Below are 14236 nucleotides of genomic sequence, written 5' to 3'. Positions count from 1 at the left end.
GCCGACCGAACGCCGGGTTTTATCTGCCAAATGGCCCGTCGAAGCTGGGCTTTACTAGCGACTCAATTTGATCGGCTGGCGCGCCCAAACCATCGGCGTTTGCGGGGTTGCTGTCTATTAGGCTTCTTTCTTGGGAACGCGAGCAGTTGCTTTGAGTCGTCAATCGCGTATTGCTTCGGTACGGAGCGAACGCAAATCGCTCTTGCTCTGCGAAGTGTAAAAAAACCGATTCTACAAGCCGTTGTTGATATGCCGACGGCGCAACCTGAGCCAGGCAATGCCGTCCCTTGGCGCGTGAATACCAAATCCATGAAGAAGCTTTTATTCCTTTTGACGCTGGCCGGTAGTGGCCAACTAGCGTTTGCCCAAATGCCGCAAGTCGGTAGTCCTGCCGGGCCAGCCCGACCCCAGATGCCCGCCGGCGCCATGCCGGCCGCCGAGGGCAGCGGCCGCATCACCGGCACGGTAGTAGACGCCGGTACGCAAAAGCCGGTGCCTTTTGCCACGGTAGCCCTCATCAATGCGGCCACGGGCAAGCCCATCGACGGCACGGCCGCTGATGACGATGGCAAGTTTATCCTCACCAAGGTGCCGGCCGGTACTTATAAGCTCCAGTACAGTTTCATTGGCTACAAAACCATTGAAAAAGAAGGCATTGTCGTAACCGAAAAAGGCGGTGCCTTTCCGCAGGGTACCATTCAGCTGGCTTCCACGAGCCAGCAGCTCAAAGAAGTAGTGGTGCAAGGTCAGCGCGCGCTGATCACGGAGAAAGTGGACCGCACGGTGTACAACGCCGAAAACGACCAGACCACCCGCGGCGGCGACGCCACCGACGTGCTCAAGCGCGTGCCTGCGCTCTCCGTCGACCTCGACGGCAATGTGAGCCTGCGCGGCAACCAAAACGTGCGGGTGCTCATCAACAACAAGCCTTCGTCCATTGCGGCCAGCAGCATTGCCGACGCCCTGAAGCAGATTCCGGCCGACCAGATCAAGTCAGTGGAGGTAATTACTTCACCATCAGCCAAATATGATGCAGAGGGCTCGGGCGGCATTATCAACATCATCACCAAGAAAGACAACCTACAGGGCAAAAGCCTGGGCGTAGACGTCAGCGGTGGTACCCGCGGTGCCAACCTGGGCCTCAACGGCAGCTACCGGGTGGGCAAAATGGCCTTTTCGCTGGGCGGCTTCGGCCGGGCCGGCTACAACACGCCCGGCAGCTTTTCCAACGACCAGCGCACTTACAGCATCCTGAACAATGACCTAAGCACGCGCACGCTGCGAACGCGCACCACGCAAGAGGCCGATACGCGCCAGAATCAGGTATTTGGCCGCTATAACTTCGGCTGGGACTACGACATCAACAAGTACAACTCCATTTCGGCCTCGGTGCAGTATGGACTGCGAAACTCGGTTAACTACCAGGATAACCTGTTGTCTAACACGTACTTGCAAAACGAAACGCAGGCTGCCAGTGGCAGCAATCGTAATGTGCGGACCAACGACAAGTCGAACAACGTTGACCTGAGCCTGGGCTACACGCACACTTCCGAAACGCCGCAGAAGGAATTTAGCCTGCTGGGCGTGTACAGCCGCAACAACCGCAACAACGACTTCACGAGCAACATCCTCAGCGAGTTTGGCAACGCCAACATCAGCACGCTGGCGGCACCCTATCGGCTTCGAAACCTGAACGATAGCTACAACCAGGAACTAACCCTGCAAGCTGACTATCAGACGCCTATCGGAACCAATCAGCTGCTGGAATTTGGGGGCAAAGACATCATGCGGAAGGTGAACAGCACCTACACCTATCTGCAATCGCCGGGTCTGGATGGAGAATTTGAGCCATTGGCCACCGGCGGCACGCGCGGCATCAACCTGAACAACGAGTTCAACTACAATCAAAACGTGGCCGCGGCCTATGCGGCGTATACGGTTAGCTTCCTGAAGAGCTACACGCTGAAAGCCGGCGCTCGTTACGAATACACGACGATCGACGCGAACTTCCGGACCAACGACACGACTTCTATTCCGTCGTATGGCGTGCTGGTACCCAGCCTGAACCTGTCGCGCAAGCTAGCCAACGGCAACGTGCTAAAGGCCTCGTTCAACCGGCGCATTCAGCGGCCTTCCATTCAGTTCCTGAATCCTAACCTGCAGGCCTCTAACCCCAAGAGTGCTACCAAAGGCGAGCCGCAGCTCCGCCCCGAGTACACCAACAACTACGAGCTCGGCTACAATACCTTCCTGAAGAGCGTTTCGCTTAACATGTCGGCGTTCGTGCGCAACACCACGGGTTCGATTCAACCGGTGCGCCGGCCCGTTACGGCCAATGAAATTCTTGCCTATTCCCTGTCTCCAGACGCCATTCTTACGAGCTATGCCAACATTGGCCAGGAGAATGCCTACGGTGTGAGCCTGTTTGCCAACGTGAACGTGGGCAACAAATTTACCCTCAGCGGTGGCCCCGACATGTATTACGCCACCCTGCGCAACAACGTAAGCGACGTAACTCTGAACGCCCGCAACGAGGGCTGGGTCGTGAGCGGCCGCGCATTTGGTAACTACAACTTCAGCAAGGGCTGGGGCGTGCAGGCCTTCGGGTTTATGCGCGGTCGGCAGGTGCAGCTGCAAGGCTACCAAGGGGCATTCGGCATCTATAGTCTGAGCCTGAAGAAAGATTTTGCCGAGAAAAAAGGCAGCATCGGTTTTGGGGCTGAGAACTTCTTTACGCCCAATACCCGCATTCGCAACGAGGTAAACTCGGCGTTGGTGTCGCAGAACAGCACCAACGTGCTGAACCGCATGAACTTCAAAATCAACATCAACTACCGCATTGGTAAGTTGAGCGTGGCTGACCAACGTCCGCGCCGTAAGAAGTCCGTCAACAACGACGACCTGAAAGAAGGCGGTGACGACGCTTCGGGCGGTGGTCTGCAAGGCGGCGGCGGTGCGCAAGGCGGCGGTGCTCCGGCAGGCGGCGCTCGCCCAAGCGGTGCCCCGAGTGGCGCCGGTGGGCAGCGTACCGGTAGCTATCCGGGCACGGGCGCTCCGAGCGGAGTACGACCCAATGCAGCTCCGGCTTCCGGTACGGTACCCGCTTCCGGTACTGCCCCGGCTTCTAACGTAGCTCCTGCCTCCGATAGCACTGCCGCGCCCGTAGCGGCCCCTGCTACTGATAGCACAGCCACGCCCACTACTACGCCGGCTACGCCCGCTCAGCCAGTGGTAACGCCTACCCAAACCGGCACACCCGTACCGACTTCGGCACCTGCTACCACACCGGCCCCAGTTAGTACTCCAGTTCCAACGAAGCTCCAGCCCTAAAACGGCTGATTAGCTAAAAAACAAAAAGGAGCCATCTCATAGCGAGATGGCTCCTTTTTTGTAAATATCTTATAATCAAATATTTACATAGGAGGCTCGTGCCAGCGCCTGTATTGGGAGAGCTGTAAGCAAAAGCGCTTTCTAGTTTCCCGTTTGCGTCAGCATCACCTGATCGTTCCAGTGCGGGTCGTAGTCAACGCCGCCGAACCAATACAGCATGAGGGCGCGGGAATAACGAAATGCCAGCGGCATCGTCACGACGGAGGCTACTGCCACCGTCAGCACATACACCCACACGGCAGGGTCGCCAGCTAGGTAGTAAAGCAGCACGCCGCTGATGGCAAAGATGGCCACCGAGAAGGCGAAGCTTACGTACATCGCACCCCAATAAAAGCCGGGTTCGGGCTCGTAGCGCTGGCCGCAAACGGGGCAGGCTTCAGGCATTTCGGCAAAACCGGTACTGAATGCCGGCCGCGAAAACAGCGGCCCTTCGTGGCAGCGCGGGCAGCGCAACGCCAACAAAGCCAACGTGGAAGAATCTATTCTAGCCATGAGTTTCAGGTGAGTTAAATCGCGGTCGGTAACGTACTATCCTACGCACCCCGCCGAAAAAGGGCGTGTTGCGTTGCCCATTTTTGCGGTAGCGGGCGCCGTCGTCCCAAGCCGCTGATCACCTTACAAAATTACGCGTGCGTTCGCTGCCGGGCACGGACGACATCCGGGTTTGTACAGGACAAATCACGGATGCAGGCGAAAAGCTTCGGGCGTAAGGCCGGTATGCTTCCGGAAATAGCGGCTGAAGTACGACGTATCCTCAAACCCGAGCGCGTATGCCACTTCTGCCACCGTTTGCGACGAGTACTGAAGCAGGCGCTGCGCCTCCACAATCACGCGCTCCTGAATGAGCGCACTGGCAGTTTTGTTGAGCAGGCGCCGACATACTGCATTCAGGTGGTTGGCCGTAATATGCAGCATATCAGCGTATTCGCTTACCGTGCGCTGGGTGCGAAAATGCTGGTTGAGCAAGCTGCTGAACGCCCTGATTTGCTCCTGTCCGTGCGTGGGCGCGTGGCGCGGCTGGCCTTGGTAGTGTCGGGCCGCTAACTCCAAACTCAGGTACAGATAAGAGCGAAACACCTCTGCTTGGTTGTCGTAGGCGCTGGCGTTTTCTGCAAACATCCGCTCGAACAGCAGCCGAAAATCCGGTTCGTCGGGCGGCAGGTACAGCACCGGCGCGTGCGCATTGTCGAAAAACGGGTACTCGTACAGACGGCTGCCCGGATAGCGGAACAGGTAAAAATCGGCGTCGAAAAATACGATAAAGCCCCGTGCCGCTTCCGACAGCGACCAGTTGTGCACCTGCCCCGGCGTCATGAAGAAAAAGCTGCCCGCGCGCAGCTCGTACGGCACCAAGTCGATGGTGTGCTGCCCGTGCCCAGCCGTAACGTACAGCAGCAGGTAAAAGTCGTGGGCATGCGGCACGCTCACGCCCGGAAACTTCGCCACGTGCGTTTCCAGCCGTTCGATGTAGTAGGGTTTGCGCGGCTTCGGCTGCTGCGGAAACGATTCGAGCGCAAAAATCGGGAGGGCCGGAGCTTTCATCGGGTGGAGTCTGCTGCGAAGGTAGTAGTTGCCGAAAACCCACTCGTCGGTTACTCCAAAAGCCGCTCAAATACGCGATAACTGTGGGCCGGCACCTCAACCGACGTGCCCGGAGTCAGTGAAACCACTGCACCCGTAAAAACATCGCGGTAAGAAGTGTTCGGTAAATCGTTGATAATAAGATGATTATCAGCATCACCCAAATTGACTACTGCCACCACAGCTGCTTCTGCTTTCTCGCGCACAAACGCATACAAGCCCGCATCAGATGGCGTAGCAAGCCTCTGAAACCGGCTGGCCCGATCGCCGTTGAGCAGCGCCGGATGACGCTTTTTCATTTGCAGCAGCGTAGTGTAAAAGGCCTCCAGCGGATAGCCCTTCCAGTCGATGGTGTCCTTGTCGAAAAAGGCTAGCCGCTTTTGCAGCGCCGCTTCCTGGCCACTGTAGACGAGCGGCATGCCCGGCAGCAGCACCGTGAGCACAGCCATCGGCAGCACGTTCGGGCCCAGGCGCTCGTACTCGGTACCGTCCCAGCTGTTCACGTCGTGGTTGCTGGTGAAGTGCATCAAATACACGCTCGGCGGGTAAGCCGCGCGCTCGGCGGCCAGGTACGTATCGATCTCATCAACAGACTGTTTGCCTTCCGCGATATGATCGAGCAGGTAATGCAGGCGCAGCCCAAACGTCATGTCGAAGGCTTGCTCCAATAGGCGCGTATTGGGGTCGAAGTTCTCGAAAGTAAGTCCGCCCGACGGGTACAGCTCGTCCCATTCGGCCAGCATAAACACGGGCTTAATCTGCTCCAGCTCCGGGCGCACGGCATTCCAGAAATCCGTAGGCACCAAGCCGGCCACGTCGCATCGATACCCGTCGATGCCCACTTCGCGCACCCAGTAGCACAGGGCGTCGGTCATGTAGCGACGCAGGGCCGGCTGGCGGTAGTCGAGCGCAATAACATCCTGCCAATCCGGTACGGGGGGCACAAACTGGCCCGTTGCGTCCCGCACGTACCACTCGGGGTGCGCTTGGGCCAGCGGGTTATCCCAACTGGTGTGGTTGGCCACCCAATCGAGCAGCACATACAGGCCCAGCGCGTGCGCCGTCTGCACCAAATGCCGCAAATCGTCGAGCGTCCCAAACTCCGGATTAACGCCGTAGTAATCCTGCACCGCGTATTGACTGCCCAGCGTACCCTTGCGGTGCACTTGCCCAATAGGATGAACCGGCATCAGCCAAACGATGGTAATGCCCATCTTTTGCAAACGCGGCAAATGAGCCTCAAAGGCCCGAAAGGTGCCTTCGGGCGTGTACTGGCGCACGTTTACCTCGTAAATGCTGGCGTTTTGCGCCCAGCTCGGGTGTTTGACCTGAAAAAAAGAATCGTCGGAACGGATGAAATCGGGCACGGTAGGGAAGGCTGAGCAGTGAGGAAACCGAAGCCTGCATACGTGAAAAACCGCCCGATAGCTTATGCGCGCCGGCTGGCTTTTTTTTCAATCGGGTGTAATTTGAAAACAGTTGTCATCCTGAGCAGAGCGAAGGACCTTATCGTGCAGCAACGACTTGTTCTGCTGTGATAGAGTCCTTCGCTCTGCTCAGGATGACAACTGTATATTAGGGTAACAGTGATGTAATATTATGATAATCAAGAATTTACCAAAACAACCCTTGTTTCTTCGGATCGGGGAGACGCTCGTACACGCGATAGCCGTGCGCTGGTACCAGCACCTTCGAGCCTGAGCCCATGCGGTTTACCTGCTCGCTGAACACCTCGCGGTAGGTGCCCGGCCCCAGCGTGCGCAGCGCAACCTCGTGGGGCTGATTGCCAAGATTCACGGCTACCAGCACCGCCGCCAACTCTTTGCGCCGCACAAAGGCGTATACCTCAGGGCTTGAACTGGCCGGCAAGCGCACAAATTCACTGCACGGATCGCCGTTGAGCAGGGCGGGGTTGCGTTTTTTGAGCGTGAGCAGCCGGGTGTAAAAATCCTGCAACGGGTAGCCGTTCCAGTCAATCGTGTCCTTGTCGAAGAAGCGCAGCCGCTTTTTCATAGCCGCTTCTTGGCCGCTGTATACCATTGGCATGCCCGGCAGCGTGGCGGTGAGTACAGCCATCGGCAACGCGTTGGTTTTCAGGCGTTCATATTCGCTGCCGTCCCAGCTGTTGATGTCGTGGCTGGTCGTGAACGTCATCAGGTACACGCTGGGCGGATACAGCTTGCGCTCGGCCGCGAGGTATTTGTCGATGGCGTTGGTGGGCTGCTTACCTTGGGCTACGCTGTCGAGCAAGCCGTGCAGACGCAGGGCGTACGTCATGTCGAAGGCACGCTCCAGCAGGCGCGTGTTGGCGTCGAACTCGCTGCGTTTGAGGAAAGTAGGCGGGTAGAGTTCGTCCCATTCGGCCAACATGAATACGGGTTTGGTCTTTTCCAGTTCCTGGCGGGCTTTGTTCCAGAACGCCGTGGGCACAAGGCCCGCCACGTCGCACCGGAAGCCATCGACGTCGGCCTCGCGCACCCAGTATTGCAGCGACCCAATCATGTACTGCTGCAACTCCGGCTTGCTGTAGTCGAGGTCGATAACATCCTGCCAATCAGGCACCGGCGGGCGAAAATGGCCCGCCTTGTCTTTGGTAAACCATTCGGGGTGCTCGCGCGATAGCTTGCTGTCCCAGCTGGTGTGGTTGGCCACCCAGTCCAGAATCACGTGCATGCCGCGCCGGTGGGCCTCCTGCACCAAATGCCGCAGATCGTCGAGCGTCCCCAACTCCGGGTTCACTGCCCGGTAGTCCTGCACCGAATACTGGCTGCCGAGCGTGCCTTTGCGTTTTTCCTGGCCCACGGGGTTAACGGGCATCAGCCACAAAATGCCCACCCCCATCTTTTGCAAACGCGGCAAGTGGGCTTCAAAGGCCCGAAAGGTGCCTTCGGGCGTGTACTGGCGCACGTTTACCTCGTAAATGCTGGCGTTTTGCGCCCAGCTCGGGTGCTTGACCTGGAACTGCGGCGGAATGTCGGCGCAATGCTGGGTAGTGGGCTGGCAGGCCCCAAGCACAATCAGCGACGCGAAGAGTAGGGCAGAAGCAAGGCGGTGAAGCATGCGGAAAAATACAGGTTTCTGGTAGCAGGCACCCGACCGGAGCGGTGCGTGCCGTAAGAAAGCTTCGGGTGTTCATCAAATACTTACGTCGGAACGCGTCTTTTTGTGGGCGCTTTTCGTCTATCTGTTTCTTTGCCCTCCTCGTCTTCTGTCTGCATGAACAAAGCCTCTTTGCTCGGCCTCTTCCTGAGTGCCGCGGCGCCGTTGTTGCCTAATCTGGCAACGGCCCAAACCACTCCAGCTGCCGCCTCCAATTACGACGCGCACACGTTGTTTTCGCCACTTTTTCTGAACGAGCCCAGCACAGCCACCCGCACCGCCGGGGGCCAACCGGGCGCGGCGTACTGGCAAAACTCGGCCGATTACAAAATCAACGCGACGCTGGATGAAAAGCAGAAGTCCGTGCGCGCCGACGTGGACATTACCTACACCAACCGCAGCCCTGATCGGCTGCCATTTGTGTGGCTCCAACTCGATCAGAATCTGTTTAAAGCCAACTCCCGGGGCTCCGCCGCAACGCCCGTACAAGGCGCTCGCAACGGCTCGCGCTTTGGCAGCTCGGCGGCCGGTTTTCAGGGCGGCGACAGCATCCGGACGGTGAATATTGAGCTGCACGGCAAAAAGACAAAGGCCGATTACCGCATCACCGACACACGCATGCAGATTCGGTTGCCCGAAGCCCTGAAGCCCAACGGCGATCAGTTGCACATTCGCATCGCGTATTCCTTCAACATTCCGGAGTACGGCTCCGACCGCCTGGGCCGCAAGATGACCCAGAACGGCGAGATCTTCGAAGTGGCGCAGTGGTATCCGCGCATGGCCGTCTACGACGACATAGAAGGCTGGAATACACTGCCTTACCTCGGGGCCGGCGAGTTTTACCTCGAATACGGCAACTTCGATTACACCCTCAACGTGCCCGCCAACTTCCTGGTGGGCGGCTCCGGCGAATTAGTAAACCCGGCTGAAGTGCTCACCAGCGAGCAGCAGCGCCGCCTGGCCAAAGCCGCCACCAGCAACCAGACCGTGCTCATTCGCACGCCCGCTGAAGTAATGCAGCGCGAGTCGCGGCCGACGGGCAAAAACGGGCGCCTGACTTGGCATTTTCGCTGCAAACAGGCCCGCGACGTGGCCTGGGGCGCGTCGGCGGCTTTTGTGTGGGACGCGGCCAAAATGAACCTGCCCAGCGGCCGTAAAGCGTTGGCCATGTCGATGTACCCCACGGAAGTAGCCCGCGATACGGCCTGGAATCGCTCGACGGAATACGTCAAGAATAGCATCGAATACAACTCGCGCCAGTGGTACGAATACACCTACCCGGTGGCCACCAACATTGCCGGCATCGTGGGCGGCATGGAGTATCCGGGCATCGTGTTTTGCGGGCAGGACGCCTCGAAAGGCTCGTTGTGGAGCGTAACCGACCACGAGTTTGGCCACAACTGGTTTCCGATGATTGTGGGCTCCAACGAGCGCAAGTACCCGTGGATGGATGAAGGCTTTAATACCTTTATTAACATTCTGTCTACCAAGAACTTCCACCAGGGCGAGTACAAGCCTACCGACGACAAGCCGGCCTACGTGCTCGGCAGCATTCTGAGCCCGACTACCGACGTGCCCTTCACCGTGCCCGACGTGACGCAGGCGCGCAACCTGGGGTTTGCGGCGTATTCCAAGACGGGTTTTGGCCTGTATCTGCTGCGCGAAACCATCCTGGGACCCGACCGCTTCGACTACGCGTTCCGTACCTACATCAAGCGCTGGGCGTTTAAGCACCCGCAGCCGCACGACTTTTTCCGGACGATGAACGAGGCCTCGGGCGAAGACCTGACGTGGTTTTGGCGCGAGTGGTTCTACGAAAACTGGAAGCTCGACCAAGCCGTCCAGACCGTGGAATACGTGAACCAGGACCCCACGAAAGGCGCCCTCATTACCATCGAAAACCGCGAGAAAGCCGCCATGCCCGTGATTGTGGAAGTGCGCGAAACCAACGGCAAAACCAGCCGCACGACCCTGCCCGTGGAAATATGGCAGCGCGGCGGCACCTGGACGTTCCGCTACAATTCTACCTCGCCGCTGGCTTTCGTCATCCTCAACCCCGACAACGCCATGCCCGACGTCAACCTCTACAACAACATCTGGCGTCCGCTCCAACTACCCGACGGTAAATAGCTTTTGTAAGTAGTTTATAATCAATTATTTGCGAAACAGCCTCGGCGCCATAAGCGTCGGGGCTGTTTCGTGTTTAGGCGGGTGATTTAGTGAAATTTCCGCAGTCGATTTTTGCTCAATTCGTAGCTGATAATGGCGGGCACATAGAACGTTACGTCCGCCAGCGCTTTCGCCAGCAAAATGCCTCCCGAGAAACTACCGAGCCAAAGCGGCAAGTAATACATCAGGGCCGGGCGAATGAGAAAACTATCGGCCAGCTCGGCCATGCCAAACTCGACGGCCAGCGCGCGTACGTTCTTCAACAACGTGTTTGTAGTGTACGGCTTGCCCAAGGCAAATCCTTGTTGGTGAGTACGATACACGTCACTTGCCAAAATGTAGCCGAAGTACGCCACGTTGCCGCTCCAAGTGCCCGCCAGCGCCGCTGTTACGCGGCTGCCGGTGCCGTGCCACGCCAGCCACGCGGCCACCAACGTCGCTAGCAGCGAGAGCGCTTCGGCCGGCAGATAGCGTTTGAGCCATTCCTTGATTTTGGGCTTCATCTAAATCGGGGGAGTAGCAAGTGGTTGTTATATGTAAGTATTTGATAATAAGCTATTTATATAAAATAGATTTTTGTGCGCCGTTCCCTCAACAACGCAGAGCTTTTTTACGGCGTACAGAGAACCTCAACCAAACTTCCTACCTCCATGGCCGACCACTCCGAGAACCTCAACGACCACCTGTACGCAACCAACTTAGGCTTGGGCAGCATTCTCAGCAACGATACCTTCGCCCACGATCCGACTACTTTTATTGCTACCATCGACGGCTGGCTGCCCATGCTTCAGAACGCCGACAATGCCAAGTTGAAGGCCGCCGCTGCTGATTTACAGCAGCTTAAAGAGTACATGCGCAACGGCGACAAAACCCAGACCGGCGAGTTGCTTCAGCGCTTGGGCGAACAGGCTTCGCGCGAGGCAAGCCACATTCATACGTGGGCCGGCGATCATCTGCACAACGGCATCGGCGACCAGCTGCGCCACTTGGGCCAGATCCTGATCATGGCTTCCGGCAATCTGAAGGTTTCGTAGGGCGAGCTTATTACCACCGAGCGCCGATAAGATTTTGGCCTTTCGGGCCGAGCCATTTTAACCTGTAACGGACTTTCACGCTTGTCAGCATGCGTCTGGCTGCGCGGTGGCTATGCCCGAAGTTTTTTTGCTGGGGATAATGTCGTTTCGCATCAACAAATAAGCGGATGGGGGGTATAGAAGGAAGTACTTGCTTTCCACCCAAGCCCCTGGCTCTTATGAATTCTTCAACTCCCACCGGCAGCGACCAGCTCGAGGCTACCCTAAGTGCGCTCAGTGGCGGCCTCGACGGCGCCGCTGCCGTGGCAGACAGCAACCTTGATGGCTGGATTCAGATTCTGCAAGATTCTGATAACGTTGCGCTTACCGATATCGCCCACGAGCTGGAAAACCTGCAAGGCTACCTCCGCGGCGGCGATCGCGCCCAGATCAGCAGCTCCCTGCACACCTTAGGTCAGCACACAGCCAACGCCGCCAGTGCCGCCGAAGGCGCGACGGTGGAGAAGCTCCACCAGCTAGGGCAAGCCCTTACCTCAGCGGCTAATCAACTGCGCTTCTAACGAGAAAGGGCCGGTGCTGTACAGCACCGGCCCTTTCTCGTTACATGGCTCATTACAAAGTGCTTATGTAGGAGAACGACATTCGGTTTTCCAAGCGTCTTGTAAGCGCCGACACGTTTTTTAGGTGGTCTTAAGCACCTTTAGACGCCAGAATATCTACCATTTCAATGGTCGGCGGAGCCGAAAATAAGTCGTCGGCGCTGGCCATGAGCGCTGCCGCGACTTTGCCTCCGAGGTGGGCTTTACGGCCTGCTTCATCGGGAAAGGTATCGAAGATGCCGAAAGTGCTGGGTCCGAGCTGGATGCCGTACCACGTAAGCGTAGCGGGCTCATCTTCTACCAACGGCAAGCCGCCGCGCAGAAACTCGGCAACGGCTTGTTCTTTTCCGGGCTTGGCTTCCAGCCGTACTAGCAATCCTACTTTGACCATGATGGTGGGGTTGAGGGTAAATGGTGTAACAAGTAAGCCCGGCAGCTACTGAATTGTTTGTGTAGAGCTAGGCTCCAGCAGCAGGCTACGATAAGCCGCTTGTCGGCTAGTACTGCCCAACTCGATGCACCCATTCAAGCAAAAACGGCACTCCTGCTGAGGAGTGCCGTTTTTGCTTTGCAAACGCTTGATTAGTAGCCTCTTGTGGTGTCGTCGCCGCGGGGGTCGGCTCCTCCTTCGAGATGGCCGTCGGGTAGCACTCTTATTTCTTCCATGCGTCCCCACTTACCGCCCGGATTGATGGTATAGCCGCGCCGGCGAAGCGTATCGGCGGCGGCGGGCAACAGCGCCTTTTCCTCCGCGTCAATCTGATCGGGGAGCCACTGATGGTGCAAGCGCGGCGCGGCCACTGCCTGTTGGGCGTTCATGCCGTAGTCCAGGGTATTGATGATGCCTTGCAACACGCTGGTAATGATGGTGCTACCGCCCGGCGTGCCAATGGCCATCTGAAGCTTGCCGTTTTTGGTCAGGAGCGCGGGCGTCATCGAAGACAGCATGCGCTTGCCCGGTGCGATGGCGTTGGCAGCCCCGCCTACCAAGCCATAGGAGTTAGGCGTGCCGGGCTTGGAAGAAAAGTCATCCATCTCATTATTAAGCAAAAAGCCTGCGCCGGCTACCACTACTTTGCTGCCGTATGCGCCGTTGAGCGTAGTCGTGCACGACACGGCATTGCCCTGGGCATCCACCACGTTGTAGTGGGTAGTCTGGTCGCTCTCGTAGCCGGGAAGGCCGGTGCCGGCCGTCACCTCTTTGCTGGGCGTGGCACGGCCATTGGCATGTATAGTGCTCATCCTCTGGCGGTTGTATTTCGGGTCGAGGAGTTGGGCTACCGGCACCCGGCCAAAGTCAGGGTCGCCGAGGTAGGTGGCACGGTCGGCGTACACACGGCGTTCGGCCTCGGTCAGCCAATGCACCGCCTGCGGCGAATGCCAGCCTGCTTTGCCCAAATCGTAAGGCTCCAGCATTTGCAGCATTTGCAGCAGGGCCACGCCGCCACTGCTGGGCGGCGGAAACGTGAGCACGTCGTAGCCACGGTATTGGCCGTGCAGCGGCGTGCGCCATTTGGCCTGATAGCCCTGGAGATCCTGCTTGGTAATCAGTCCGTTGCCGCGCTTCATCTCGGCCACGATCAGCGTAGCGGTTTCGCCTTCGTAAAAGCCCGCCCGGCCTTTGTCGCGGATGCGCTGCAAGGTGCGGGCGAGGTCGGGGTATTGCACCACATCGCCTTCCTGCCATGGGCGGGTTTCACCATCGGCCCGCACGTAAGCCGGTGCCAAGCTGGCGTTGTACTTGACAAACTCGGGACGAACGCGGTTGAAGCCGGCAGCTTCTTTGGCGGTGAGGCGCACGCCCCGCGCAGCCAAGTCGAGCGCGGGCTGCACGAGGTCGGCCCAGGGGAGTTTGCCCAGTTTTTTATGCACGACTTCCATGCCCGCCACAGTGCCGGGGATGCCCACCGCCAGATGGCCAGCGGTGCTACGTCCTTCTACCACATTACCTTGCGCGTCGAGGTACATATCGCGGGTGGCTGCGGCGGGCGCTGTTTCGCGGAAATCAAGCGCCCCCTCAGTGCCATCAGCGCCGCGGTAGAGCAAGAAGCCGCCGCCGCCTAAGTTGCCGGCCACGGGGAAGCACACGGCCAGCGCAAACTGCACGGCCACGGCCGCGTCGTAGGCGTTGCCGCCTTTCTGCAAAATTTCCAGCCCAATTCGCGAAGCCTCAGGATGTGCCGAGATGACCATGGCCTTGGTGGCCGTAACAGGAGCCGCCGCAGTGGGTGGCGTAGCCGCTAGCACGGCCGCGGCCTCGGGCGCAGCTGTGCGCGTAGCCGTAGTACAAGAGAGCAGCGCAGCGAGCGCTACGGGGTAAAAACGAACCTTCATAAGGGTGAAGATAGCCGACAAAGCGGCAAT

Annotated in this window: 11 protein-coding genes; 4 read left to right on the top strand and 7 right to left on the bottom strand. The window is 58.3% G+C overall.

Features of this window, described 5'->3' with window-relative positions; all coding sequences use genetic code 11:
- Nucleotides 1–309 precede the first annotated feature (309 nt).
- Nucleotides 310–3330 (top strand): TonB-dependent receptor domain-containing protein, encoded by a 3021-nt coding sequence (locus tag H9I52_RS11875; RefSeq protein ID WP_222940494.1) that lies wholly within the window; start codon nt 310–312, stop codon nt 3328–3330.
- A 141-nt stretch (nt 3331–3471) separates the two neighbouring features.
- On the opposite strand, the gene H9I52_RS11870 is transcribed toward H9I52_RS11875, so the two are convergent.
- From H9I52_RS11870 to H9I52_RS11855, 4 genes are all read right to left on the bottom strand, one after another.
- Nucleotides 3472–3882: a DUF983 domain-containing protein gene (locus H9I52_RS11870; RefSeq protein WP_230471130.1), complete on the bottom strand. Its 411-nt coding sequence runs from the start codon at nt 3880–3882 to the stop codon at nt 3472–3474.
- A gap of 186 nt (nt 3883–4068) precedes the next feature.
- Entirely contained in the window at nt 4069–4932 is an 864-nt protein-coding gene (locus tag H9I52_RS11865; protein ID WP_187454068.1) for a helix-turn-helix domain-containing protein, read from the bottom strand.
- 50 nt (nt 4933–4982) lie between these two features.
- Complete coding sequence (locus tag H9I52_RS11860; RefSeq protein WP_187454067.1) at nt 4983–6338, bottom strand: alpha-amylase family glycosyl hydrolase; 1356 nt, start codon at nt 6336–6338, stop codon at nt 4983–4985.
- 247 nt (nt 6339–6585) lie between these two features.
- A complete protein-coding gene (locus H9I52_RS11855) occupies nt 6586–8031 on the bottom strand; it encodes an alpha-amylase family glycosyl hydrolase (protein WP_187454066.1) in 1446 nt (481 codons plus the stop codon).
- Between the two features lie 156 nt (nt 8032–8187).
- Here H9I52_RS11855 and H9I52_RS11850 point away from each other — a divergent pair, with 156 nt between their 5' ends.
- Entirely contained in the window at nt 8188–10200 is a 2013-nt protein-coding gene (locus tag H9I52_RS11850) for a M1 family metallopeptidase (protein ID WP_187454065.1), read from the top strand.
- A gap of 86 nt (nt 10201–10286) precedes the next feature.
- Here H9I52_RS11850 and H9I52_RS11845 read toward each other — a convergent pair whose 3' ends face one another.
- Entirely contained in the window at nt 10287–10742 is a 456-nt protein-coding gene (locus H9I52_RS11845) for a hypothetical protein (RefSeq protein WP_187454064.1), read from the bottom strand.
- A 147-nt stretch (nt 10743–10889) separates the two neighbouring features.
- Between H9I52_RS11845 and H9I52_RS11840 the strand changes: the two genes are divergently transcribed.
- Entirely contained in the window at nt 10890–11273 is a 384-nt protein-coding gene (locus H9I52_RS11840) for a hypothetical protein (RefSeq protein ID WP_187454063.1), read from the top strand.
- 218 nt (nt 11274–11491) lie between these two features.
- Nucleotides 11492–11833: a hypothetical protein gene (locus tag H9I52_RS11835; RefSeq protein WP_187454062.1), complete on the top strand. Its 342-nt coding sequence runs from the start codon at nt 11492–11494 to the stop codon at nt 11831–11833.
- Nucleotides 11834–11963: 130 nt separating this feature from the next.
- Here the strand turns inward: H9I52_RS11835 and H9I52_RS11830 are convergent, their stop codons facing one another.
- Nucleotides 11964–12263 (bottom strand): putative quinol monooxygenase, encoded by a 300-nt coding sequence (locus H9I52_RS11830; RefSeq protein WP_187454061.1) that lies wholly within the window; start codon nt 12261–12263, stop codon nt 11964–11966.
- A gap of 191 nt (nt 12264–12454) precedes the next feature.
- Nucleotides 12455–14206 (bottom strand): gamma-glutamyltransferase, encoded by a 1752-nt coding sequence (gene ggt / locus H9I52_RS11825; RefSeq protein WP_187454060.1) that lies wholly within the window; start codon nt 14204–14206, stop codon nt 12455–12457.
- Nucleotides 14207–14236: the final 30 nt, after the last annotated feature.

This window comes from Hymenobacter sp. BT491, assembly GCF_014349165.1.
Classification (GTDB): Bacteria; Bacteroidota; Bacteroidia; order Cytophagales; family Hymenobacteraceae; genus Hymenobacter; species Hymenobacter jejuensis.
The sequence above is the reverse complement of the archived record's forward strand: the minus strand, read 5'-3'. Positions and strand labels throughout refer to the sequence as shown.